The sequence below is a fragment of the Neisseria sp. HMSC15G01 genome, assembly GCF_001808255.1.
Lineage (GTDB): Bacteria > Pseudomonadota > Gammaproteobacteria > Burkholderiales > Neisseriaceae > Neisseria > Neisseria subflava_A.
This window is the reverse complement of the sequence record NZ_KV792654.1, coordinates 141,090-166,255: the sequence shown is the minus strand read 5'-3', so window position 1 is coordinate 166,255 and position 25,166 is coordinate 141,090. Positions and strand designations below refer to the sequence as shown.

The following is a 25,166-nucleotide window of genomic DNA, read 5'->3' as shown; positions in this document are numbered from 1 at the left end:
CGTCTGAAAACGAGCGTAGCGAGTTTCGCTAAAACGAGTGTAACGAGTTTCGCTCAAACAAGTTGTTGCTTCATGATATAAAAATGGGAGTTTAAAAAATGTCTTACACCTTTACACTGGCCGAGCACGAGCTGGAAGCGGAATTGAAAAAGTTAATCGTGCAAGAAGCCGATAAGGCCGACGATGTGGATATGGATGATTTCACCGACGATGCACTTTTGTTTGGCGATGACAGTCCGGTCGGTTTGGATTCGCTTGATGCGCTGCAAATCAGCGTTGCCTTGCAACAGTATTTCCAAGTGCGCCTACAGGGCGACCGGATGGTGCGCAAACATATGATGTGCGTACGCGATTTGGCGGCGTTTATCCGTGCGGAGCATGGCGCGTGAGTTGGGTTTGCGGTACGGCGGCCACTTCTGCCTTGAATCCGCAAACGGATTTCAGACGTCCTGATACGGTGTCTTATATGTTTTTAAATCAACCGCAGCAGGCTGCTTATTTTCGTGCATTCGCCGGCGACAGTTTGGGGCGGAAGGAATTTGCGAATATTGCCGAACAACATTTGCGCCGAGCCGCCGAAAATGCAGGCTGGCCGTCTGAAAGCTGGCATGATGCGCCGGTGTTTATCGGTTCCAGTTCCTATTCCATCTCCGAATATGAAAACCGCCATTTTGCGGGTAATAGGGCGGTAGAGGAACACAATCTGCTTTATCTTGCCGAAGATTTGCGCCGGCGCAGCGGCAATAGGCAGATTTTCAGTTTCGCTACTGCCTGCACTTCATCTGCCCATGCGCTGATTCAGGCGGATAATTGTTTGCGCGGCGGGGCGGAGCGCGCCTTTGTGCTTGGTATTGAAAACCTCAACCGGCTGACTTTGCTGCATTTTCACAGCTTGGGTTTGCTGGCCGAGCAGTATCGGCCTTTTGGCGGAAATGGTTTGATTTTAGGCGAAGGTGTTGCCGCGCTTGCTTTATCTTCCGCTGCTCCCGAATCTTCTTCAGGCCGTCTGAAACTTATCGGACACGCCGCCAATACAGGCAATGACCTGATTCAAAGCGATGGCCAAGCACAAGAGCAGGTGATGCGACGCGCTTTGGGTGTTGCAGGCATCGCTCCTGAAAGCATTGCGGTCGTTAAAACACACGGCATCGGCACGGCTGACAGCGATGCCGCCGAATTGGCCGCACTGGAAAATATATTCGGTACACTGCCCCCTTTGATGGCATTCAAGCCGCAAATCGGACACACGCTTGGCGCAACGGCAGCCCTTGAAACAGCCCTGCTTTTATCCGCTTTAAAACAAGGTGGAAGCAGCGATTATCAGGGGCGGGAAATTCGTTTTTCCGAATGCGCGGCTTCACAAAAAGGCGGTTTTTTTTGTTTGGCCAATCAATTTGGTTTTGGCGGCAGCAACACATCTTTGGTATGGCAATGGCAACCGTAAATTCTAATATCCGTATTACTGCCGCTGTGCGTTTTGATACTGACGCCGGCACCAGCGGCAAAATCCTCAAACAAACCTTAAAGCAGCAAAGCGGTATAGATACCCGCCGCCTCAGCCGTTTGAGTTTGATTGCCGCGCTTGGTGCAGGGCAACTGAAGGAACAAAGCGAAATCTGCTCTGATTGCGCTGTTTTTCTCGGTACGCCGTTTTCTTCGCCATCCGTGTTTGAAAAAATGGCAGACAATGTGCTGAACCATCACGCCGCGATGCCGTTTGACTTTATTGCCAACCTGCACAACTCCCCCGTTTTTCATGCCGCGCAAGCTTTAGGCACGCATGGTGCAACTTTGGTCGTTGTTGCCGACAATAATATGGATACTTGCTTTCATCCATTATTACTGGCGATGCAATCTGTGCAAAATGGCGGACAAGCTGCGGTTGGTTGGGCATATGAACATCAAGCAGTCCGTGCCGATACCCATGAAGGCAGTATTTGGATTTTGCTTGAAAACGGTGCAGAGCAGGGTGTTCCCGTTGTGTTGAATGATGAAGGTACTCAGACTGATAGGCCGTCTGAAAAGCCGCAATATTATTGGCAAAATATCGCCGATTGGCTAGAAGCAGTAATGGCGCACGAGGGTAGGGATGTGAAGAAATATACTTTGGCGTGATGGGGAAAATGATTTTAGAGAATGAGTTTGTTTGTTGAAGTAAATAGGTTATAAGCCATTAAAAAGGCCGTCTGAAAATATTTTCAGACGGCCTTTTGTATAAAAACCAATCAACGAGACATCTCACCTTGAATAGCGCGGATATTCGCTTGACGGGCGTTGATGGTACGGGTCAGTTGTTGGATTTTAATTTGATCGCCTTTTTGTTTGGCCGCATTCAGCTGTGTTTGAAGGCGGGTAATGGCGGCCTGTTCGTTGCGAATTTCCCCTTGTAATACCTGTTTACGTGTTTCTTTAGGTTTGGGTTGTGGTGCAGCAATGGTTGCAGGAATGGTACGAATCGGTGCTTTGCGGCGGATGTCTTGCTGGCTATTTTGCTTGGCCTGGCGTTTCTGTATGCTGTTGCGTAGGAGGATATTCAGACGCGGATTAGCAGCTGCGGCAGTATTGGTAACGCCACCGATCGGACCATTTAGCAGAATTTTGATGTCGTTATCGACATCTTTATCGCTGAAGAGTGCATCAGTGGTTGGTCCATATGCTTTGGGCAATGGGGTTTTGGTAGGCTTCGTTGGAGTTGCTGCCGCTGGTATGGGTTCGGTCGGCTTGACCGAGTCTGTCAGTGCGAAAATCTCGGTTGTAGATCCTGTTAATATATTGGTTTTGTCGGACGATGCAGAAGAGTTTTCAGCGTTAAGTGGTTTGGTTACTGTTTTTTTAATATTGGTTGTGCGGTTTATCGATGTTTTGGAAACAGTTTGTTCTGTGTGTGTAACTTCAGTTGTGGCCGGTTCTTCGGCTGTTGTACTTTTTGCTGTCTTGTTGTCCAATGGCTCCAAATCTAGAGAATGATTCAGGAATTGGGTGGTGGTAGCTTGGTCAGTGTGCACGTTCGGGGCGGCGAGAGTTTGGGTAGATATCTGCTCGGTATGAGGAGAGAAAAAGCTATCCGATCTATGACTTTCCTGAGGGGTAGTTTGTGCCTGAGCGATAGGTGCAGAGGGGTATATTTGAACAACAGGTGTGGTATTGAATATGGCGAAAGTATTAACGGGATATTGCTTGGTTTCAACAGGAGCTATTGCCGTTTGTGTTTCTATAACAGGAACATAGTGATCAGCCGTTGATCTAGTAGTTTTTTGGTTTGTTACTCCTGTTTTATCGAAAATGTTCTGTGTTCCAACCAATTTCGGATCTGTTTGTTGTTCTGTAAGAGTCGAATTCAAATTTAGCTGCTCAGCGTTTGTTTGAAATACATTTGTTTCTACTGGACTGTACGAATCGGTAACGCGGCAGGTATTGTTGATCTGGTGTGAGGTATAAACGGTAATGCCTTCAACATTGCAGACATACTCGGCAGCGTTGGCGGCGGCGGGGAGGGTCAGGCTGAGGGCAATGGCGGTTTTGCAGAAAAACTGTTTCATAAAGGCAATAGAATCAGGTTGTTTGTTCAAAGTGTAATTATACTATGTACACTGTCAGCATCCGCCAACTTATTTTTAGGCGGTGTAAAAACTGTGGCTGAAAGGTTGAAAATTGGAATAAAAGGTCTTAGGCCGTCTGAAACTTGTCATATAAAGTTTCAGACGACCTTTGCTGTCATGGTGGATTAAGCGTTCAACAGGCTTTCGTCCAATGTCAGCTCTTCGTTTTTATTGACGGCGACTTTGCGTGCCAAAACGTTTTGGGCGATTTCGTGTGCTTCGGCAAGCGAGTGCATCAGGTAAGTACCGCATTGGTATTCGTTCAGCTCGGGGATTTTGCTTTGGTCTTGAACGGTCAAAACATCCTGCATTGAAGCGAGCCATGCGTCGGCCACTTTTTGCTCGTCGGGCGTACCGATGAGGCTCATGTAGAAACCGGTACGGCAGCCCATCGGGGAAATGTCGATGATTTCGACGCCGTTGCCGTTTAAGTGGTCGCGCATAAAACCGGCGAACAGGTGCTCCAGCGTGTGAATGCCTTTTTCAGGCAGGATTTCTTTGTTGGGAATGCAGAAACGCAGGTCAAACACGGTAATGGTGTCGCCTTTGGGCGTGGTCATGGTTTTTGCCACGCGTACGGCAGGGGCGTGCATACGGGTGTGGTCGACTTTGAAACTGTCTAGTAGGGGCATTTGGGTGTCCTTTGAGGTAAATAGATTTTTAGCTAGGGATATTTGAAGACTGAATCACAATTCCGCAATCTCAACTGCTTCGCCCGAAGCCGCGCTCAGTGCTTCGTTCAAAACATCGTAGAAATCACGGCTGTCGCGTGTTGCCAGCCATTTGCCGTTTTGCTCGGCGAAATGGTAGCCGCCGCTTTTGGCTGCAATCCACAATTCTTGGTTGGGCGTGTGGCGGTTGACGATGATTTGCGTGCCGTCCGCCGCTTCGATGGTCAGGACGTTTCCGGCAAACTGGCAGTCGAAATCCCAGCCGTTTTCGTCGATTTGGTCTTCGATGTGTTCGAATAATTCTTCGCTCATGCGGATGAATTCGCTTTCGGTCATCATGGCTTTTTGTGTGGTTTTTGTTTAAGATACCGAATCTTGCCACATTCGTAATGATGAAGAAAGTTTTACTGATGAAATACGGCGTATTTTTTGCAGCGGCAACGGCTCTGCTGCTCTCTGCCTGCGGCTACAAAGGCGACCTCTACCTGCCCAAAGAAGGCGACAAGGCGCGCTTCGGCGTGATTCAAACCGGCTTGAAATTCGATACGGCCAAAGAACCAACCACTCAAACCAACGATTAAAAAAGATTTCAGAAACATGACCTTATTCTGCGAACAACTCCCTTATACACACCTTGCCGAAGAGTTTGGTACGCCGCTTTATGTGTACAGCAAATCTGCGCTGATCGAGGCATTTGAAAACTACCAAACCGCGTTTTCCGCTTTAAATCCGCTTGTCTGCTACGCAGTGAAAGCGAATGGTAACCTGAGCATCATCAAGCACTTTGCTTCGTTGGGGAGCGGTTTTGACATTGTGTCCGGCGGCGAGTTGGCGCGTGTTTTGGCGACCGGCGGCGATGCGGCGAAAACGATTTTTTCCGGTGTGGGCAAGAGTGAGGCAGAAATTGAATTTGCGTTGAATGCAGGCGTGAAATGCTTCAATATGGAAAGCATTCCCGAAATCGACCGTATTCAAAAGGTTGCCGCGCGTTTGGGTAAAGTCGCTCCGGTTTCCCTGCGTGTCAACCCTGATGTCGACGCTAAAACTCATCCTTATATCTCCACCGGCCTGAAAGCCAACAAATTCGGTATTGCCTATGCCGATGCGCTTGAGGCTTATCGTCATGCTTCCCGACAAAGCCATTTGAAAATTGTCGGTATCGACTGCCATATCGGCTCGCAACTGACCGACCTCAGCCCGCTTGTCGAAGCCTGCGAACGTATCTTGGCCTTGGTTGACCAACTGGTAGCTGAAGGCATTGTGTTAGAACACTTGGACTTGGGCGGTGGTGTCGGCATTGTTTATCAAGATGAAAATGTGCCTGATTTGGGCGCGTATGCCCAAGCCGTTCAAAAACTGATGGGTACACGCCGTCTGAAACTGGTTCTTGAGCCCGGCCGCAGCTTGGTCGGAAATGCAGGTGCGTTGTTGACGCGCGTCGAATTCGTCAAACATGGCGAAGAGAAAAACTTTGTGATGGTCGATGCGGCGATGAACGATTTGATGCGTCCGGCGCTTTATGATGCCTATCATCACATCGAAGCGGTCGAAACCAAAGACATTGAGCCTCTGACGGCCAATATCGTCGGCCCGATTTGCGAAACCGGCGACTTTCTTGGCAAAGACCGCACCATCGCCTGTGAAGAAGGGGATTTGCTGCTTATCCGCAGCGCCGGTGCGTATGGCTCAAGCATGGCGAGCAACTACAACACGCGCAATCGTGCGGCGGAAGTATTGGTTGACGGCAACGAATGCAAACTTATCCGCCAACGTGAAACCGTCGAGCAGCAAATGGCCAACGAATTGGCTTGTTTGTAAGGTTTGATTGTTTAAAAGGCCGTCTGAAAGTTTGATTGACTTTCAGACGGCCTTTGTTATGAAAGAAAAGGGCATGTATCAAACACGCCCTTTTTCAGTTTATCAATAATGCGGCGGAATCTCATCGCGCAGGCTGTACGGTTCGCGTTCGCCGTTTGCGCCTTTGTCCTGCATCCGTTGATACAGAAGCCGCAACTGGCCTTGCTGCAAATCTAAAGCCTGCTGCATCTTGGCGATGGTGTTGTTCAGGCTGCCGATTAAATCTTCCTGCAAGGCCGTCTGAATTTCCAGCTCGGTGATGCGGTGTTCCAATTCCTGAATATCGCTCATATTACAGCACCATCGCGGCAATCCAGCCGGCAGCCATCAGCGGGATATTGTAGTGGATAAAGGTCGGGATAACCGAATCGCGGATGTGGTCGTGTTGACCGTCGGCGTTCAGACCCATGGTCGGGCCGAGTGTCGAGTCGGAAGCGGGGGAACCCGCATCGCCCAGCGCGCCTGCTGTGCCGACAATGGCCACGGTAGCCATTGGGGAGAAGCCCAAGCTGATGCACAAAGGCACATAAATCGCAGTAATAATCGGCAAGGTGGAGAAAGACGAGCCGATGCCCATGGTTACCAGCAGGCCGACAAACAGCATGGTAAAGGCGGCCATGCCTTTATTGCTTCCGAACAAAGCCATGCTGTGTTCGACCAAAGGCTGAATCTCGCCGGTCGCGTTCATGACGGCGGCGAAACCTTGCGCCGCAATCATAATAAAGCCGACCATCGCCATCATTTTGATGCCTTCGCCGAACACATCGCTGGCAGCGGAGCGGTTCATCACGCCCAACATCATAAACACGGCAAAGCCCAACATCGCGCCCAATACCAGCGAACTATCATACAAAAGCTGAATGGCAAAACACACGGCAATCGCTACGGCAGCTACCAAGCTGCGATAGGTTGAAGGCTCTTGTTGTTGCACTGCCGCACGGTTGTCTTCCGTGTCAGTGGTATTGTTTTGATAAATGCGTGGTTTGCGGTAGTGCAAAAAGGCCAGCAGCAAGCCGGACACCATGCCCAAAGCCGGAATTGCCATTGCGTGCATCACATTGATGCCGCTGGTGTCCATGCCTGCCGAGCGGATATTGCCCAACATGATGTCGTTCAAGAAGATGGCGCCGAAACCGTAAGGCAGGAACATATAAGTCGTTACCAAGCCAAACGTAATCACGCAGGCCACCAAGCGGCGGTCGAGTTTCAAACGGTTGAACACCAACAGCAGCGGCGGAATAATCATCGGGATAAACGCAATATGAATCGGCACAACGTTTTGGCTCATCACGCCCATGCACAAAATAATCGCCAGCAGCAGCCATTTGACCGCGCCTTCGCCTTTCGCATTGCCTTCGCCGCCGTTGAGCTTGCGGATAATCACGCCGGCGAGCTGTTGCGGCAGACCGGAATGCGTGATGGCCATGGCAAACGCGCCGAGCATGGCATAAGACAGCGCGATTTGCGCCCCGCCTTTCAGACCTTCGTTAAAAACAGGAATAATCCCTTGCTGCACCACATCGCCGGCCGCGTTGGTTACATTCTCCAAAGGCATACCGGCCACCAAGCCGCCGACAAACGCGCCGACAGCCAAGCTGAGTACCACATGCACGCGCGATAAAGACAGCACAAGCATGATGATGACCGCAATTACAACCGCATTCATATCGTTCTCCGTTGTTCAGACGGCCTGTTATGTAAAAACAGGCAATCATCTGTTTACATATTACAAATAAACATCATAACCCAAGCATGAAGCCTTTGCAAAAAACGGCAGGCCGTCTGAAAAACAGACCATCGGTTTCAGACGGCCTGCCGTGAACCCTTATTCAGAGTTTTAATAGGGCGTACGGTTCTGGCGATAAAAATATCTAAAAAACACGTGCTTCCTATTCTTTGCATATGGTACCAATGTTAAAATCGACACAATGTCTCGGTTTCAGGTTTGTCACTGAAATTAAAGCATTTATTGCTAAAACCCAATTCAATCATACAAACAAAGGAAAGAAACTATGGATATTCTGACGCGGCTGCACAATCTGCCGCCTTCCCACTTTCATTACAAACTTCTGGTCTTGGTCGGAATAGGCTGGCTGTTTGATGCCATGGATACCGGTTTGGTATCGTTTGTATTGCCGGCTTTGGGCAAAGATTGGGCGCTGGCTCCGGCGCAGTTGGGCTGGATTGTCAGCATTGCCTTTGTCGGCATGGCTCTGGGCGCGGTATTCAGCGGCTGGCTGGCGGACAGGTTCGGACGGAAAACCGTTTTTGCCGGCACGATGGTGGTGTACAGCATTGCCACAGGTTTGTGTGCGTTTGCACCTGATTTGACGGTTTTGCTGGTGTGCCGCTTTTTTGTCGGCGTCGGTTTGGGCGGCCAACTGCCCGTTGCCGTGTCGCTGGTCAGCGAATATGCGCCGCCGAAAGTACGCGGCCGTTTTATTGTGTTGCTGGAAAGCTTTTGGGGCTTGGGCTGGCTCTCGGCCGCGCTGGTATCTTATTTCTTTATTCCGCAAACCGGCTGGCACAGCGCGTTTTTATTCGGCGCCTTGCCCCTGTTTTATGTGCCGTTGGTGTTGAAATTCGTTCCCGAATCCGTGCCTTACCTGCTTTCCCGCGGCAAAACCAACGAAGCGCACCGTTTGGTATCCGCGCTGGAAATTCAATCGGGCATAGCGCCGCCGACAGAAGCCGTTGCTGCACCGGCTGCCCCGCGCGGACGCATCCGCTTCTTCCAACTTTGGCAACATCCGTTTGCACGGCGTACGCTGATGATGTGGCTGGTTTGGTTCGGCATTGTGTTTTCGTATTACGGCATTTTTACTTGGTTGCCCAAACTGCTGGTCGAGCAGGGCAATACCGTGGTCAAAACCTTTGAATATGTGCTGGTAATGATTGTTGCGCAACTGCCCGGCTATATTGCCGCCGCGGCTTTGGTGGAAAGAATCGGCCGCAAAGCAACGCTGGCAGGCTTTTTGGCCGCGTGCGCCGTGTGCGCATGGTTTTTCGGGCAAAGCACCACTGCTGCCGAAGTCATGATTTGGGGCAGCCTGATGTCCTTCTTCAACTTGGGCGCATGGGGCGTTTTGTACCACCAACACCCCTGAGCTCTACCCCTTGCGCTTCCGTGCTTTCGCATCCGGCTGGGCAGGCGCCATCGGCCGCATCGGCGGCATACTCGCGCCCATGGTGGTGGCGGCGATGGTGGGCAACAGCGGCGGCTTCGGCAATATCTTTATGATGTTCGCGCTGGTTATGCTGCTGATTGTGGCGGTAATCTTGGTATTGGGTGAAGAAACCAAAGGCCGTACGCTGGAAGACATCAGCCAATAAAAGATAGACATGAAAAAGGCCGTCTGAAAAATATTTTCAGACGGCCTTTTTCATTTACGTTTGTAATTTTAATACATCGATTTTCTGTTTTTATCTTAATTATCGAGGAAAGCGACGAAGAATAACCGTCTTTGTTTTTGCGTAGATAAAAATATTATACTTCAAAGAATTAAAATGAATAAACGATAAAATGGCCGTCTGAAAAGTTCAATCATGGTTTGTGATGTAGGTCAAAGCAAAATGTAACTAAATTACCTATAGTTATCGTAGTGAAAATTTATTGACCTTATTGCCACCTTTTATTAAGGAGATACACCATGAACGCATCAGCCGACAACGTCGTCAGCCCAGCCGTAGCCGAGGTAAACAGCCTGGTTGACAAGGGTTTACGGGCATTGGACGAGTTTCTTAAGCTCGATCAGGAGCAGATTGACTTTATTGTGGCCAAAGCCTCTATCGCCGCGCTGGACAAACATGGTGTGCTCGCCATGCACGCGGTGGAAGAAACGGGACGCGGCGTGTTTGAAGATAAGGCGACGAAAAACCTGTTTGCCTGCGAAAACGTCGTGCGCCGCCTGCGCGATTTGAAAACCGTAGGCGTCATCAGCGAAAACGATGTAACCGGTATTACTGAAATTGCCGATCCGGTCGGCGTGGTTTGCGGTATCGTGCCGACCACCAATCCGACCTCCACCACCATTTTCAAATCCTTGATTGCGCTGAAAACCCGCAATCCGATTATTTTCTCGTTCCATCCGTCCGCCCAGCAGTGTTCCGCCCATGCAGCGCGTATCGTGCGCGATGCGGCGATTGCGGCCGGTGCGCCGGAAAACTGTATCCAGTGGATTGAAAAGCCGTCTATGGAAGGCACTTCCGCGCTGATGAAGCATCCGGGCGTGGCAACGATTTTGGCGACAGGCGGCAATGCGATGGTGGAAGCCGCGTATTCTTGCGGCAAACCTGCGCTCGGCGTCGGGGCGGGCAACGTACCTGCTTATGTTGAAAAAACGGCGGACATCAAACAGGTAGCACACGATATTGTGATGTCGAAATCTTTCGACAACGGCATGGTGTGCGCCAGCGAGCAAGCGGTGATTGCCGATAAAGAGATTTACAAAGAGTTGGCCGAAGAATTCAAATCCTACGGCGTGTACTTTGCCAACAAAAAAGAAAAAGCCATGCTTGAAGAGTTTATCTTCGGCGTAACGGCGAATTGCGTCAGCTGCGGCGGTGCGAAACTCAATTCTGCGGTAGTGGGCAAACCGGCAACATGGATTGCTGAGCAGGCCGGGTTTAAAGTACCTGAAAAAACCAACATCATCATCGCCGAATGCCGAGAAGTCGGCCCGAACGAGCCGCTGACCCGCGAAAAACTTTCGCCTGTTTTGGCCATGATTAAGGCGGATTCGACCGAACAAGGTTTGAAGTTCGCCGAAGAAATGGTTGCCTTTGACGGCTTGGGACACTCCGCCGCCATCCATACCGCTAACGAAGAATTGGTCAAAACGTTCGGCTCCCGCGTCAAAGCCCTACGCGTGATTTGGAATTCGCCTTCCACCTTCGGCGGCATCGGCGACGTGTACAACGCCTTCCTGCCTTCTCTGACCCTCGGTTGCGGCTCTTACGGTAAAAACGCCGTCGGCGGCAACGTCAGCGCAGTCAATCTGTTAAACATCAAAAAAGTAGGCCGTCGGAGAAACAACATGCAATGGTTCAAAGTGCCCGCCAAAATCTATTTTGAACGAGATTCCATCCAATATCTGCAAGACATGAAAGACTGCGAAAAAGTCATGATTGTGACCGACCGTTCGATGGTTGATCTGGGCTTTGTCGATAAAATCACCCACCAACTGCATCAACGCAAAAACAAAGTGACCATCCAGCTGTTTACCGATGTTGAAGCCGATCCGAGCGTCCAAACCGTCTATAAAGGCACGGATTTGATGCGCAGCTTCCAGCCCGACACCATTATCGCGCTGGGCGGCGGCTCGCCGATGGACGCGGCTAAAGCCATGTGGCTCTTCTACGAGCAGCCGCAAGTCGATTTTGAAGACTTGGTGCAAAAATTCATGGACATCCGAAAACGCGCGTTCCGCTTCCCTGAATTGGGCCGCAAAGCCAAATTTATCGGCATCCCTACCACATCGGGCACAGGCTCCGAAGTGACACCGTTTACCGTCATCAGCGATGGCGACAAAAAATATCCGATTGCCGACTACTCGCTGACACCGACCATTTCGATTGTCGATCCTGCGTTTACCATGACCGTTCCGGCAGGCGTAACCGCCGACACCGGTTTGGACGTACTGACTCACGCCGTAGAAGCATACGTTTCCGTACTGGCGAACGATTTTACAGACGGCCTCGCCCTGCAAGCCATCAAGCTCGTGTTCCAATACCTCGAACGCTCCTACAAACACGGTGCGGCTGATCCCGAAGCGCGCGAGCATATGCACAATGCCTCCACCATCGCAGGCATGGCGTTTGCCAATGCGTTCTTGGGTATCAACCACTCGATGGCACACAAAATCGGCGGCAAATATCACGTTCCGCACGGTCGTGCCAACGCCATCCTGCTGCCGCACGTCATCCGCTACAACGGTACGCGTCCGCAGAAAACCGCCACTTGGCCGAAGTACAACTACTACAAAGCCGACCTGAAATATCAAGAAATCGCCCGTACTTTAGGCTTGCCATGCAGCACACCGGTAGAAGGTGTCGAATCCTTCGCCCGCGCCTGCCACGAACTGGCGGTCAACGTCGGCATCAAAATGTCGTTGAAAGAGCAGGGCATCGATGAGAAAACCTTCCTCGACGGCAGAAAAGAGCTGGCCATGATGTCTTTTGAAGACCAATGCACCCCGGCCAACCCACGCCTCGCCATGGTGGCCGATATGGAAGAAATCCTGACCAAAGCCTACTACGGCGAATAAAATCGGGCAGTTAAAAAGGCCGTCTGAAACCTGAATATAGGGTTTCAGACGGCCTTTTGTATTAGAACTAAAGTTGATACTTATTGTATGTGGAATTTAATTTGCAAACATTAAGAATAGTCATCATGAAATCAGAAATTTTAAAACAATTTGGCAAACATGTTCGTTATTTAAGACAACTCCAGGATTTAAGTCAGGAAGCATTGGCTGAAAAAGTGAATATGTACCGGACTTATATCGGAATGATAGAACGTGGAGAGCGTAACCCCGCCCTATTAAATCTTATTCGTTTGGCTAGCGCATTAGATATTTCTTTGCCTGAACTTTTAAGGGCTATGTTAATGACGGGAACTGTGATAATGAATCTAACTGATTCGTATGGTTTTTTGGGTCTTCGGAATATATAGTGGAATTACTTTCTTAATAGTTTAAAAACAACTGGTGTTTAAATCGGATTTTCTGGTGGGATGTTAGGATAATCAATAGTATTATATAAAAGTATCAATCACATACGAGTGATACTTTGGGAAAAAAATAAAATAGTCCAATTTACTTGACCGTGTACTATGGTACATGGTTTATAATATTCAGGGGGTGAAATAAGATGATTTATCGCATTAGTGAGTTTGCAGATAAATGTGGAGTTAATAAAGAAACGATCAGATATTACGAGCGAAAAAATTTATTACAAGAACCTCACCGAACGGAAGCTGGTTATCGGATATATTCATATGATGACGTTAAGCGTGTTGGGTTTATTAAACGAATACAGGAACTTGGTTTCTCTTTAAGCGAGATTTATAAATTACTTGGTGTTGTAGATAAAGATGAAGTTCGTTGTCAAGATATGTTCGAATTTGTTTCTAAAAAACAAAAGGAAGTGCAAAAACAAATAGAGGATTTAAAACGAATTGAAACTATGTTAGACGACTTAAAACAACGATGTCCAGATGAAAAGCAATTACATTCGTGTCCAATAATAGAAACATTAACATGAGAGATTAATTAACGAAAGGAGCTTTTTTATGAATAAATTTAAGGTAAACATTTCAGGAATGACATGTACGGGTTGTGAAAAACACGTAGAATCAGCACTTGAAAAGATAGGTGCTAAAAATATTGAGTCTAGTTATCGTCGTGGTGAAGCAGTATTTGAACTGCCCGATGATATTGAGGTTGAAAGTGCAATAAAGGCGATTGATGAAGCAAATTACCAAGCCGGAGAAATTGAAGAAGTATCATCACTAGAAAACGTGGCGTTAATTAATGAAGACAATTATGACCTTCTTATTATTGGTTCTGGTGCTGCTGCCTTTTCTTCGGCAATTAAAGCTATAGAATACGGTGCAAAAGTTGGAATGATTGAGCGTGGAACGGTTGGGGGAACCTGTGTGAATATTGGCTGTGTTCCGTCAAAAACTCTTCTTAGGGCAGGGGAAATCAATCATTTATCAAAAGACAATCCGTTTATAGGTTTACAAACATCCGCTGGAGAAGTGGATTTAGCTAGTTTAATCACGCAAAAGGATAAATTGGTGAGCGAACTTCGGAATCAAAAATATATGGATTTAATTGATGAATATAATTTTGATTTAATTAAAGGTGAAGCAAAATTCGTTGATGCTAGTACGGTTGAGGTCAATGGGGCAAAGTTATCTGCAAAACGCTTTTTAATTGCAACAGGTGCATCGCCTTCGTTGCCCCAAATTTCAGGACTTGAAAAAATGGACTATTTAACTAGTACAACACTTCTTGAGTTAAAGAAAATACCAAAACGATTAACTGTAATTGGTTCAGGATACATTGGAATGGAGCTTGGACAACTATTTCATCATTTAGGTTCAGAAATAACGCTTATGCAAAGAAGTGAGCGACTTTTAAAGGAGTATGATCCTGAGATTTCAGAGTCAGTTGAAAAAGCGTTAATTGAACAGGGTATAAACCTTGTCAAAGGGGCAACTTTTGAGCGTGTTGAACAAAGTGGAGAGATAAAAAGGGTTTACGTAACAGTAAATGGCAGTAGAGAAGTCATTGAATCAGATCAGTTACTTGTTGCCACTGGAAGAAAACCAAATACGGATTCTTTAAATTTAAGTGCAGCAGGTGTTGAAACTGGAAAAAATAATGAAATCCTGATCAATGATTTTGGTCAAACAAGTAATGAAAAGATTTATGCAGCAGGAGATGTGACTTTAGGACCACAATTTGTATATGTAGCAGCCTATGAAGGTGGAATTATTACTGATAATGCTATTGGTGGATTAAACAAAAAAATAGATTTATCGGTAGTTCCTGCTGTTACGTTTACGAATCCGACGGTTGCAACGGTTGGTTTAACAGAAGAACAAGCAAAAGAGAAAGGGTATGATGTGAAGACATCTGTATTACCTTTAGATGCTGTTCCAAGAGCAATTGTAAACCGTGAAACAACCGGTGTATTTAAACTAGTAGCAGATGCAGAAACACTAAAAGTATTAGGGGTTCATATTGTATCTGAAAATGCAGGAGATGTCATCTATGCAGCATCATTAGCTGTTAAATTTGGCTTAACGATAGAAGATTTAACAGAAACCCTAGCACCATATTTAACAATGGCTGAAGGGCTAAAATTAGTTGCACTTACGTTCGATAAAGATATTTCGAAATTATCTTGTTGTGCAGGCTAAGGGAACTTTTTTAGGATTTTGAGATTTAAGTTATTTGAGGTCTGTAATGTAGACAGCTCAATCTACCTTAAAAAGGTCGTCTGAAAACCCTGTTTCCAAGTTTTCAGACGACCTTTCCTAATTACAGCAATTAATGTCGAATCAGCTTTACACCACGATGTTCACCAGTCTGCCCGGAACGACGATGATTTTCTTCGCAGGCTTGCCTTCCATGAATTTCACTGCGCCTTCGTTGGCAAGGGCGGCGGCTTCGAGGTCGGCTTTGGATGCGTCGGCGGCGACGGTGATTTTGCCGCGCAGTTTACCGTTGACTTGAACCATCACTTCGATTTCGGATTTGACCAAAGCGGCTTCATCGACTGTCGGCCAGCCTGCTTCCCACAGTTTCGCGCTGTTCAATTCGCTCCACAGGGTTTCGCAGATGTGTGGCACAATCGGCCACAGCAAGCGTACGGCGGCTTCCAATACTTCTTGAGCGACGGCGCGGCCTTGTTCGCTGCCGGTGTCGGTTTTATCGTATTGGTTGAGCAGTTCCATTACGGCGGCGATGGCGGTGTTGAACTGCTGACGGCGGCCGTAGTCGTCGCTGACTTTGGTGATAGTGGAATGCAGTTTGTGGCGCAGGTCTTTGAGTTCTTTAGACAAACCATCTTGGTTGCCTGCGAACGCTTTGACTGTTTCGCCTTGCTTCAAGTATTCGTAAACGGTACGCCACAGACGGCGCAGGAAGCGGTGTGCGCCTTCGACGCCGCTGTCGCTCCATTCGAGGGACTGTTCGGGCGGTGCGGCGAACATCATGAACAGGCGGGCGGTGTCTGCGCCGTAGGCGTTAATCAGTTCTTGCGGATCGACGCCGTTGTTTTTGGACTTGGACATTTTTTCCGTGCCGCTGATGACGACTGGCAGTCCGTCTGCTTTCAGAACGGCGGAAACAGGGCGGCCTTTGTCGTCAAAAGTCAGCTCGACATCGGCAGGGTTGATCCAGTCTTTGCCGCCTTTGTCGTTTTCGCGGTAGTAGGTTTCGCAAACGACCATGCCTTGCGTCAGCAGGCGTTCAAACGGTTCGTCAACATTGACCAAGCCTTCGTCGCGCATCAGTTTGGTGAAGAAACGCGCGTATAAGAGGTGCAGAATCGCGTGTTCGATGCCGCCGATGTATTGGTCGACCGCGCCCCAGTATTTTGCGGCTTTAGTCGATACCATGCCTTCTGCGAACTTGGGCGACATATAGCGGAAGAAATACCAGCTTGACTCCATGAAGGTGTCCATGGTGTCGGTTTCGCGTTTCGCCACGCCGCCGCAGCATGGGCAGGTGGTTTCGTAAAACTCGGGCATTTTTGCCAGCGGCGAACCCATGCCGTCGGGTACGACGTTTTCAGGCAGGACGACCGGCAGTTGGTCGGCTGGGACGGGTACGTCGCCGCATTTTTCGCAATGGATGATAGGAATCGGGCAGCCCCAGTAGCGTTGGCGCGAAATGCCCCAGTCGCGCAGGCGGTATTGGGTTTTCGGTTCACCTGCGTCTTGACTTTGCAGCTTGGCGGAGATGGCGTCGAAGGCCGTCTGAAAATTCATGCCGTCCAAGTCGTCGCTGTTGACCAAGACGCCGTTTTCTTTGTCGCCGTACCATTCTTGCCATTGGTTTGCGTCGAATGCGTTGTCGCCAACGGCAATGACTTGTTTTTTCGGAAGATTGTATTTGGTGGCGAACTCGAAATCGCGTTCGTCGTGCGCCGGAACAGCCATCACTGCGCCGTCGCCGTAGCCCCACAATACATAGTTGGCAATCCACACTTCCAGCTTGTCGCCGTTGAGCGGGTTGACGACGTAGCGGCCGGTCGGCACGCCTTTTTTCTCCATCGTCGCCATATCGGCTTCGGCAACCGAGCCGGCTTTGCATTCGGCGATAAATTCTTGCAATTCAGGTTTGTCGGCTGCGGCGGCGGTTGCCAGCGGATGCTCGGCGGCAACGGCAACATAAGTCGCGCCCATCAGCGTGTCAGGACGGGTAGTATAAACTTGCAGGAATTTCGCGTAATCGCCTTCCAAGCCTTGTTTGCTGTCGTCTGAAACGGCGAAGCGCACGGTCATGCCGCGAGATTTGCCGATCCAGTTGCGCTGCATGGTTTTGACTTGTTCAGGCCAGTGTTCCAGCTTGTCCAAATCATTGAGCAGCTCTTCGGCGTAATCCGTGATTTTGAAGTAATACATTGGGATTTCGCGTTTTTCGATCAACGCGCCGGAGCGCCAACCGCGTCCGTCGATGACTTGCTCGTTGGCAAGGACGGTTTGGTCGACCGGATCCCAGTTCACCGTGCCGTTTTTGCGATAGACGATGCCTTTTTCAAACAGCTTGGTAAACAGCCATTGTTCCCAGCGGTAGTATTCGGGTTTGCAGGTGGCGACTTCGCGTTCCCAGTCAATCGCAAAACCCAGGCTTTTAAGCTGGGTTTTCATGTATTCGATGTTGTCGTAAGTCCATGCGGCAGGGGCGACGTTGTTTTTCATCGCCGCATTTTCCGCAGGCATACCGAACGCGTCCCAACCCATAGGCTGCATGACGTTGAAGCCGTTTAAGAGTTTGAAGCGGCTCAATACGTCGCCGATGGTGTAGTTGCGCACATGCCCCATGTGCAGCTTGCCGCTGGGATAGGGGAACATGGAAAGGCAGTAGTATTTGGGTTTGGAAGCGTCTTCGGAGACGTTGAAAATACGGGCGTCATCCCATTTTTTCTGCGCCGCAGGCTCGATGGCGGCGGGTTGATATTGTTCTTGCATGATGTTTTGCTTTATACAAAAGGCGTTGGAAAATAAAATCAAACGCAGATTATAGCGGATTCAGAAGCGGATTGCTTGTGTCGTAACATCATGTCAAACCGCTTTGGCATTGTTGTTTCCCGTTTGTTTTGACGTGGAAGAACGCAAACAATCAAAAGGCCGTCTGAAAACAGGGTTTCAGACGGCCTGAGTATGAAACGGTTAACGGTAAGTCTGGCAGCGGTCATCATCAGCATCAGGCATAAAAAGGAAGCAATTTTTTGTATCATGGAAGAAAACCTTTCTAATACAAAACAGCGATATAGAGTCAAATCTTCTTTCACTTTAAGGCCATCATCATGCTTTGACAAAGCGAGGAAGGCCGTCTGAAACAAAATTTTCAGACGGCCTTAAAAATATCGACTTGAGTTTTTTACCTTCCGCCCACATATCCGACCCAGTTCAAACTTATTCAAAACACTATCAAAATTATGAGTACCCAAGATTATTACGAAACCCTTGGTGTTGCCCGCAGCGCTAGCGACGATGAAATCAAAAAAGCCTACCGCAAGCTGGCAATGAAATACCATCCCGACCGCAATCCTGACAACAAAGAAGCGGAAGAAAAATTTAAAGAAGTCCAAAAAGCGTACGACACCTTGTCTGACAAGGAAAAACGTACCATGTACGACCAATACGGCCATGCCGCGTTTGAACAGGGCGCAGGTGCGGGCGGATTCGGTGGCTTTGGCGGTTTCGGCGGCCAAGGCGGATTTGGTGGTGCGCAAGGCTTCGATTTTTCCGATATTTTCAGCCAAATGTTCGGCGGTGGCGGCAGCGCAGGCGGCCGTCAGCCGGATTACAGCGGCGCGGACTTGCAGGTCGGCATAGAGATTTCGCTTGAAGAAGCCGCCAAAGGCGTGAAAAAACGCATCAACATTCCGACTTACGAAGAATGTGATGTCTGCCACGGTTCAGGTGCCAAACCGGGCACATCCGCATCGACTTGTTCGACCTGTCACGGCTCAGGTACGGTACACGTCCGCCAAGCCATTTTCCAAATGCAGCAGACTTGTCCGACTTGTCACGGTACAGGCAAAGAAATCAAAGACCCTTGCGTCAAATGCCGTGGCGAAGGCCGCACCAAAACCAGTAAAACAGTTGAAGTCAACATTCCGGCAGGTATCGACGACGGTCAACGCATCCGCTTGAGCGGCGAGGGCGAGCCGGGTCAACACGGCGCACCGGCAGGCGATTTGTACGTCAATGTCCGCGTAAGACAGCACAAAATCTTCGAGCGCAACGGCTTGGACCTGCATTGCGAACTGCCGATCAGCTTTGCCATTGCCGCATTGGGTGGCGAAGTCGAAGTGCCGACTCTGGACGGCAAAGTCAAACTGCACATTCCGAAAGAAACGCAAACCGGCCGCCGCATGCGCGTGAAAGGCAAAGGCATCAAGTCTCTGCGTTCCGGCTCGACCGGCGATTTGTACTGCCACATTTTGGTTGAAACACCGGTCAACCTGACCGATCGTCAGAAAGAGTTGCTGGAAGAATTTGAAAAAATCTCCTCCGGCCTCGACCTCAGCCAAACCCCGCGCAAAAAATCGTTTTGGGAAAAAGTAGGCGATTTGTTCTCCGATAATTAATCATTGTGAAAAAGGCCGTTTGAAACCTGCTTTATAGGGTTTCAGACGGCCTTTTGTTTTTCTTTCTGTTGCTTCAAGCCATGGATTGCCTTACAATTCGGGCTTCACTCTTACGGGAGTAGCCATTCGGCGCAATGCCGAAACCGTTGTCAACATAATCGGCTTGTGCGGCCGTGGCAGCGGTATCTTCTCTGCTTTATCGGAAGACAGGCAAGACGTAAGCGTTGTCCATACCCTTGCGGGCGGTATGCACAGCGCTTTTTGTTTGCCCGCTTTTCGGTTGAGTATCTTAAATCATGGAAGCTTTTTTCTCCTCGACGCTGGGCGTTGCCATTGCCGAAATCGGCGATAAGACGCAATTACTGGCGCTCTTTTTGGCAGCACGTTTTGCCCATAAAAACGCGATTGTTGCCGGTATCTTTATTGCAACCCTGTTGAACCATCTTGTTTCAGCCGCACTCGGTGTCTGGCTGGCATCCGCTATTTCGCCCGAAGTCATGAAATGGGTGGTCGGCGGCAGCTTTATTGCGGTCGGATTATGGCTGCTGTTGCCGGACAAAGACGAAGACCCTGACGGCAAGTGGCTGAAATACGGCGCATTTACGGCGACGGTCGTCCTGTTTTTCTTGGCGGAAATCGGCGATAAAACGCAAATTGCGACAGTTCTTTTGGCGGCAAAATACCAATCTATCCTGCTGGTCGTGGTCGGCAGTATTGCCGGTTTGATGATTGCTTCTGTGCCTGCCGTGTATTTGGGCGAAATGCTGATGCGCAAGATTCCGGCCAAAGCAGTGCGCATTGCCGCATGTATCTTGTTCTGCCTGCTGGGTATTTTGACCCTGCTTGGCGACGGTATCGTGTTGAAGGCCGTCTGAAATGTGGGACATTGTTTTTGAACACAAAGATTTTGTGGTCATTAATAAGCCTTGCGGCGTATCGGTGCACAGCGAATCGGAAGGGGATGTTTGCCTGACCGCTTCGCTGGCGCAGCAACTCGGCGTTGAACGCGTGTGGCTGGCTCACCGTTTGGATAAAGCCACCAGCGGCCTGTTGCTGTTTGCGCTCAACCGCGACAGCGCGGCGGCTTTGTCGGCACAGTTTGCCGAGAAAACCATGCGTAAAACTTATTTGGCACTCGGTACGCACAAGCCGGCGAAAAAGCAGGGCTGGGTGAAAGGCGGTATGGCGCGTTCGCGGCGCGGTACATGGAAGCTGACGCGTGATGAGGATAATTTTGCCGTTACCCGTTTCAGCAGCCAAAGCCTGAAGCCCGGTTTGCGGCTGTTTGTGTTGCAACCGTTTACCGGCAAAACCCATCAGCTGCGCGTGGCCATGAAAAGCATAGGCAGTCCGATTTTGGGCGATACGCTGTATGGCGGCGATGAGGCGGAACATCTGTTTTTGCACGCTTGGCGTTTGGTTTTCGACTATCGCGGCGAGCATTTCGATATTCGGGTTGCGCCTGATAAAACATGGCCGTCTGAAATCGATTTGTCGGCGTGTTTGAACTCGGATGAGTCCGAATAGAAGCAGTGAAATTTTTGTGTATATTAAAAAAGGCCGTCTGAAAATTGTTCAGACGGCCTTTTGATTGTTTCAAGTTTACATTTCCAATTCGCTCAAGCCCGGCAAGTCGGCAAAACAGCGGTCATGCGTGATTTGGCAGAAGTTGTCCAGATAGCCTTTGTTGGCGTCTTCCGTACGAATGGCGGCATAAAGTTTGCTTTGTAGGCCGTCTGAAGTGATTTTGCGGTGGACGACGTAGCCTTTTTCCAAATACGGCATGACCGTCCAATAGGGCAGGGCGGCGATGCCGCGTTTGCTGGCAACCAGCTGAATAATGGCGATGGTCAGCTCGCTGTGGCGGCGTGGCGGATTAATGCCTTTAGGCAGCAGCACTTTTTTGGGCAAATCCAGCATTTCGTCGGGGACGGGATAAGTGATCAGGGTTTCGTCGATAAAGTCTTCCGCTTCCCAAACGTCTTTGTCGGCAAGCGGGTGGTCTTCTGCGCAGATGCCGACCATTTCATAGGCAAACAGAGGGCGGTAGCTGATGCCGTTGAGCGGCTCGGCTTCGGAAACGATGGCAAGGTCGGCGCGGTGTTGCAACAGTAGCCCGACCGGATCGGCTTGGAAGCCTGAAACGATGTCCAATTCAACTTGCGGCCATAACGGGCGGAATTCGCCCATGGCAGGCATCAGCCAGTCAAAGCAGGTGTGGCATTCGACGGCAAGTCTGAGTTCGCCCGCTTCACCTTCGATAATCCGCACCAAATCACGTTCGGCGGCGGCAACCTGCGGCAATAGCTCGCGTGCCAGTTGCAACAGGCGCATACCGGCCGGAGTGAAGCGCAAAGGTGTGGATTTACGTTCAAACAACGGCGTTTCGTAATAATTTTCCAAGGCGCGGATTTGGTGCGACAGGGCGGATTGGGTCAGGAAAACCCGTTTGGCGGCAAGGGAAACGCTGCCGGTTTCTTCTAAAGCCAGCAAGGTTTTGAGATGACGCAATTCGATAATAGAGTCCATGTGTTTTCAGACGGCCTGTGGGTAAGGTGGGGTATATTAAAATAATTCATGATGATGTGCAAATGATTAATGTTGGGAATGATTGCTGAAATCGGAATGTAAGAATTTGAGGCATAAACAGATTTTGCGGTTAGAATGCGAAGCTGTTTTTGAAGATAGATATAAGGAGCGGAATATGGCTTTACGCCGCGAAATTCTGGCTTGGTGCGATGAGACATTGCAGGTCGGGCTGTTTAAGGACTATGCGCCCAACGGTTTGCAGGTCGAAGGCAAAGAAGAAATTGCCAAAATCGCCACTTCGGTTACCGCCAGCAAAGCTGCAATCGATTTTGCCGTAGAGCAGGGGGCGGATATGCTTTTGGTCCACCACGGCATGTTTTGGAAAAGCGAGCCTGTCACGATTACCGGTTGGAAAAAAGCACGCATTGAAACCTTGCTGCAACACCAAATCAATATGGCGGGCTACCACCTGCCGCTGGACGCGCACCCGCAATTAGGCAATAACGCACAGTTGGCCGAGAAACTCGATTGGGTGCTCGAAAAACAATTCGGCGAGCAAAACCTGTTGAATACAGGCCGTCTGAAAACCACGCAAACGCTGGCGCAGTTGTCTGAACGCATTGAGGCGGTATTCGGCCGCAAGCCGACCGTTATCGGCGATCTTGAACGCGAAATCAAACGCATTGCCTGGTGTAGCGGCGGTGCGCAGGGATTTTTTCAGACGGCCGTAGACGAAGGTGTCGATGCGTATTTGACCGGTGAGATTTCGGAAGCGCAATATCATCTTGCCAATGAAACGGGTGTGGCATTTATCAGTGCCGGTCATCATGCGACAGAACGCTACGGCGTACGTGCCTTAGGCGATGCCGTGGCAGAAAAATTCGGTATCGAAGTAGTTCACTTTGATGAAAACAATCCTGCTTGAGTATTGAGAAATATCATAAAACTTTACCTTATTTTAAATAATGCTTTGAGTATTACAACAAACTAGGTAGAATTACGCTGTTTAATGGCTCGGTATTCCCAAAATTTTAGGACGACTGAATAATGGATAATCAAGAAATCAACAACGGTCGCCGCCGTTTCCTGACACTGGCTACATGCGGTGCAGGCGGTGTGGCGGCTCTAGGCGTAGCTACGCCTTTCGTGGCCAGCTTCTTCCCATCGGAGAAAGCTAAGGCTGCTGGTGCTGCTGTCGAAGTAGATGTCAGCAAAATCGAAGCAGGCCAAATGCTGACTGCCGAATGGCAGGGTAAACCGATTTGGCTGGTCAACCGCACAGATCAACAGCTCAAAGACTTGAAAAGTTTGGATGGCGCAGTTGTCGATCCTAATTCCGAAGTGGATCAGCAACCGGAATACGCTAAAAACGAGACCCGTTCGATCAAGCCGAACCTCCTCGTCGCTATCGGTATCTGTACCCACCTGGGTTGCTCTCCGACTTACCGTCCCGACATTGCTCCCGCCGACTTGGGCGCAGACTGGAAAGGCGGTTTCTTCTGCCCTTGCCACGGTTCGAAATTCGACATTGCAGGCCGAGTATACAAAGGTGTTCCTGCACCGACCAACTTGGTTGTACCGCCTTACAAATATCTGAGCGATACAACTGTTTTGGTGGGCGAAGACTAAAAATAAGGAACGATAATTATGGCAAACCAAACCAATAGCAAAGCAAAAGCATTGTTAGGCTGGATGGACGCTCGCTTCCCTCTGTCTAAAATGTGGAATGAGCATTTGGCTCAATACTATGCGCCGAAGAACTTCAACTTCTGGTATTACTTCGGCTCTTTGGCTCTACTCGTCCTTGTAATTCAAATCGTCAGCGGTATTTTCCTGACCATGAACTACAAACCGGACGGCAACCTTAACGCTTACCATCTGCCTGCTGCCTTTACCGCAGTAGAGTACATCATGCGCGACGTGTCCGGAGGTTGGATTATCCGCTACATGCACTCCACCGGCGCATCTTTCTTCTTCATCGTCGTTTATCTGCATATGTTCCGCGGTCTGATTTACGGTTCGTACAAAAAACCTCGTGAATTGGTGTGGATTTTCGGTTCCCTGATTTTCTTGGCATTGATGGCAGAAGCCTTTATGGGTTACCTGTTGCCTTGGGGTCAAATGTCCTTCTGGGGTGCGCAGGTAATTATTAACCTGTTCTCCGCCATCCCTGTTATCGGTCCTGATTTGTCCACTTGGATCCGCGGTGACTTCAACGTTTCCGACGTTACTTTGAACCGCTTCTTCGCCCTGCACGTTATCGCTGTGCCTTTGGTATTGCTCGGCTTGGTTGTGGCTCACATCATCGCCCTGCACGAAGTGGGTTCTAACAACCCTGATGGCGTTGAAATCAAGAAAAACAAAGACGAAAACGGTATTCCACGCGATGGTATCCCATTCCATCCTTACTACACCGTTAAAGACATCTTGGGTGTTGTTGTATTCTTGATTGTCTTCTGTTCTGTGTTGTTCTTTGCACCTGAAGGCGGCGGCTACTTCTTGGAAGCGCCAAACTTCGATGCAGCAAACGCGTTGAAAACACCGCCGCACATTGCGCCGGTATGGTATTTCACCCCGTTCTACGCTATTTTGCGTGCGATTCCTTCGATGGCAGGTACTCAGGTATGGGGTGTAATCGGCATGGGTGCAGCAGTTGTATTGATTGCCTTGTTGCCTTGGTTGGATAAGTCACCTGTAAAATCTGTTCGTTACCGCAGCAACTCGTTCAAAGTAATGTTGGCGTTGTTTGTTGTATCTTTTATCGGCTTGGGAATTTTGGGTGCATTGGTAGCAGATGATACACGTACAGCTTTTGCTCGTGCATTCAGTGCATTCTATTTCTTGTTCTTCATCGGTATGCCTTTGCATACAAATCCTAAATGGTTGGCTGAAAAAGCTGGTGGTATTAAATATTTAATCAGTCTGTTTGTTTATGCAGCTTTAATTATTTATAACCTGTATTTAGTTGCAGTCTTGCCAAATAACATCGTTAAGGCGTTCGTTCTGGCTTACACTGTTTTCTTTGCAGCTATTCCATTCCTGAATGCGTTTAATAGCGAAAAAGCTACGCCTGAACGCGTAACCATGAGCACTACTAAACAAAAAATTATGTTCTTTGTTTACGTCGGTATTACCGTTGTCGGTGCTTACTTGTTTGCAACCAATATCTGAT

At 49.2% G+C, this 25,166-nt stretch carries 22 protein-coding genes and 1 pseudogene; 16 read left to right on the top strand and 7 right to left on the bottom strand.

Annotated features, from left to right (window positions below; translation table 11 throughout):
* The first annotated feature begins 98 nt into the window (after positions 1–98).
* Genes HMPREF3139_RS01035 through HMPREF3139_RS01025 form a run of 3 tightly spaced genes read left to right on the top strand, consistent with a single transcriptional unit; the run spans position 99 to position 2,115 of the window.
* Positions 99–389: an acyl carrier protein gene (locus HMPREF3139_RS01035; RefSeq protein ID WP_003748215.1), complete on the top strand. Its 291-nt coding sequence runs from the start codon at positions 99–101 to the stop codon at positions 387–389.
* A complete protein-coding gene (locus HMPREF3139_RS01030; protein ID WP_070459620.1) occupies positions 386–1,444 on the top strand; it encodes a beta-ketoacyl synthase N-terminal-like domain-containing protein in 1,059 nt (352 codons plus the stop codon). The genes HMPREF3139_RS01035 and HMPREF3139_RS01030 overlap by 4 nt, the downstream gene beginning before the upstream one ends.
* Positions 1,426–2,115 carry a hypothetical protein gene (locus tag HMPREF3139_RS01025; protein ID WP_070459619.1) on the top strand — a complete coding sequence of 230 codons (690 nt, stop codon included), beginning with the start codon at positions 1,426–1,428 and terminating at the stop codon, positions 2,113–2,115. The genes HMPREF3139_RS01030 and HMPREF3139_RS01025 overlap by 19 nt, the downstream gene beginning before the upstream one ends.
* 110 nt (positions 2,116–2,225) lie before the next feature.
* On the opposite strand, the gene HMPREF3139_RS01020 is transcribed toward HMPREF3139_RS01025, so the two are convergent.
* The 3 genes from HMPREF3139_RS01020 to cyaY form a co-directional block, all read right to left on the bottom strand.
* Complete coding sequence (locus HMPREF3139_RS01020) at positions 2,226–3,569, bottom strand: hypothetical protein (RefSeq protein WP_234396206.1); 1,344 nt, start codon at positions 3,567–3,569, stop codon at positions 2,226–2,228.
* Between the two features lie 155 nt (positions 3,570–3,724).
* Entirely contained in the window at positions 3,725–4,231 is a 507-nt protein-coding gene (gene luxS, locus HMPREF3139_RS01015; RefSeq protein ID WP_004518928.1) for an S-ribosylhomocysteine lyase, read from the bottom strand.
* Between the two features lie 54 nt (positions 4,232–4,285).
* Positions 4,286–4,609, bottom strand: coding sequence for an iron donor protein CyaY (gene cyaY / locus HMPREF3139_RS01010; protein ID WP_070459616.1), 324 nt, complete (start codon positions 4,607–4,609; stop codon positions 4,286–4,288).
* 71 nt (positions 4,610–4,680) lie between these two features.
* On the opposite strand from cyaY, the gene HMPREF3139_RS01005 reads away from it, so the two are divergent.
* On the top strand, positions 4,681–4,851 hold the full coding sequence (locus tag HMPREF3139_RS01005) for an LPS translocon maturation chaperone LptM (protein WP_036472795.1): 171 nt from the start codon (positions 4,681–4,683) through the stop codon (positions 4,849–4,851).
* A gap of 16 nt (positions 4,852–4,867) precedes the next feature.
* The gene (gene lysA, locus HMPREF3139_RS01000; RefSeq protein ID WP_070459614.1) at positions 4,868–6,088 is read left to right on the top strand and encodes a diaminopimelate decarboxylase; all 1,221 of its coding nucleotides are present in this window, start codon (positions 4,868–4,870) and stop codon (positions 6,086–6,088) included.
* 102 nt (positions 6,089–6,190) lie between these two features.
* On the opposite strand, the gene HMPREF3139_RS00995 is transcribed toward lysA, so the two are convergent.
* Positions 6,191–6,418, bottom strand: a complete 228-nt coding sequence (locus HMPREF3139_RS00995; RefSeq protein ID WP_003684644.1) for a SlyX family protein — start codon at positions 6,416–6,418, stop codon at positions 6,191–6,193.
* 1 nt (position 6,419) lies between these two features.
* Positions 6,420–7,793, bottom strand: coding sequence for a Na+/H+ antiporter family protein (locus tag HMPREF3139_RS00990; RefSeq protein WP_070459610.1), 1,374 nt, complete (start codon positions 7,791–7,793; stop codon positions 6,420–6,422).
* Positions 7,794–8,139: 346 nt separating this feature from the next.
* Between HMPREF3139_RS00990 and HMPREF3139_RS00985 the strand changes: the two are divergent.
* From HMPREF3139_RS00985 to merA, 5 genes and pseudogenes are all read left to right on the top strand, one after another.
* Positions 8,140–9,460 (top strand): annotated as a pseudogene (locus HMPREF3139_RS00985) (MFS transporter).
* Positions 9,461–9,777: 317 nt separating this feature from the next.
* Positions 9,778–12,393 (top strand): bifunctional acetaldehyde-CoA/alcohol dehydrogenase, encoded by a 2,616-nt coding sequence (adhE, locus tag HMPREF3139_RS00980; RefSeq protein WP_070459607.1) that lies wholly within the window; start codon positions 9,778–9,780, stop codon positions 12,391–12,393.
* A gap of 125 nt (positions 12,394–12,518) precedes the next feature.
* The gene (locus HMPREF3139_RS00975) at positions 12,519–12,800 is read left to right on the top strand and encodes a helix-turn-helix domain-containing protein (protein ID WP_070459603.1); all 282 of its coding nucleotides are present in this window, start codon (positions 12,519–12,521) and stop codon (positions 12,798–12,800) included.
* Positions 12,801–12,997: 197 nt separating this feature from the next.
* A complete protein-coding gene (gene merR / locus HMPREF3139_RS00970; RefSeq protein ID WP_001863748.1) occupies positions 12,998–13,390 on the top strand; it encodes an Hg(II)-responsive transcriptional regulator in 393 nt (130 codons plus the stop codon).
* A gap of 28 nt (positions 13,391–13,418) precedes the next feature.
* Positions 13,419–15,059, top strand: a complete 1,641-nt coding sequence (merA, locus tag HMPREF3139_RS00965; protein WP_001031935.1) for a mercury(II) reductase — start codon at positions 13,419–13,421, stop codon at positions 15,057–15,059.
* A 147-nt stretch (positions 15,060–15,206) separates the two neighbouring features.
* Here the strand turns inward: merA and leuS are convergent, their stop codons facing one another.
* The gene (gene leuS / locus HMPREF3139_RS00960) at positions 15,207–17,837 is read right to left on the bottom strand and encodes a leucine--tRNA ligase (RefSeq protein WP_070459600.1); all 2,631 of its coding nucleotides are present in this window, start codon (positions 17,835–17,837) and stop codon (positions 15,207–15,209) included.
* A gap of 470 nt (positions 17,838–18,307) precedes the next feature.
* On the opposite strand from leuS, the gene dnaJ reads away from it, so the two are divergent.
* From dnaJ to HMPREF3139_RS00940, 3 genes are all read left to right on the top strand, one after another.
* Positions 18,308–19,465 carry a molecular chaperone DnaJ gene (dnaJ, locus tag HMPREF3139_RS00950; protein ID WP_070459597.1) on the top strand — a complete coding sequence of 386 codons (1,158 nt, stop codon included), beginning with the start codon at positions 18,308–18,310 and terminating at the stop codon, positions 19,463–19,465.
* Between the two features lie 296 nt (positions 19,466–19,761).
* A complete protein-coding gene (locus HMPREF3139_RS00945) occupies positions 19,762–20,340 on the top strand; it encodes a TMEM165/GDT1 family protein (protein WP_004518907.1) in 579 nt (192 codons plus the stop codon).
* Position 20,341: 1 nt separating this feature from the next.
* Positions 20,342–20,992 carry a TIGR01621 family pseudouridine synthase gene (locus tag HMPREF3139_RS00940; protein WP_070459594.1) on the top strand — a complete coding sequence of 217 codons (651 nt, stop codon included), beginning with the start codon at positions 20,342–20,344 and terminating at the stop codon, positions 20,990–20,992.
* Positions 20,993–21,067: 75 nt separating this feature from the next.
* Here the strand turns inward: HMPREF3139_RS00940 and HMPREF3139_RS00935 are convergent, their stop codons facing one another.
* Positions 21,068–21,994, bottom strand: coding sequence for a LysR family transcriptional regulator (locus HMPREF3139_RS00935; RefSeq protein ID WP_003748251.1), 927 nt, complete (start codon positions 21,992–21,994; stop codon positions 21,068–21,070).
* A 175-nt stretch (positions 21,995–22,169) separates the two neighbouring features.
* On the opposite strand from HMPREF3139_RS00935, the gene HMPREF3139_RS00930 reads away from it, so the two are divergent.
* The 3 genes from HMPREF3139_RS00930 (at position 22,170) to HMPREF3139_RS00920 (ending at position 25,165) form a co-directional block, all read left to right on the top strand.
* Positions 22,170–22,919: a Nif3-like dinuclear metal center hexameric protein gene (locus HMPREF3139_RS00930; RefSeq protein ID WP_070459592.1), complete on the top strand. Its 750-nt coding sequence runs from the start codon at positions 22,170–22,172 to the stop codon at positions 22,917–22,919.
* A 122-nt stretch (positions 22,920–23,041) separates the two neighbouring features.
* Positions 23,042–23,623, top strand: coding sequence for a ubiquinol-cytochrome c reductase iron-sulfur subunit (gene petA, locus HMPREF3139_RS00925; protein WP_070459589.1), 582 nt, complete (start codon positions 23,042–23,044; stop codon positions 23,621–23,623).
* An 18-nt stretch (positions 23,624–23,641) separates the two neighbouring features.
* Positions 23,642–25,165: a cytochrome b gene (locus tag HMPREF3139_RS00920; protein WP_168160493.1), complete on the top strand. Its 1,524-nt coding sequence runs from the start codon at positions 23,642–23,644 to the stop codon at positions 25,163–25,165.
* The last annotated feature ends 1 nt before the right edge of the window (position 25,166 follow it).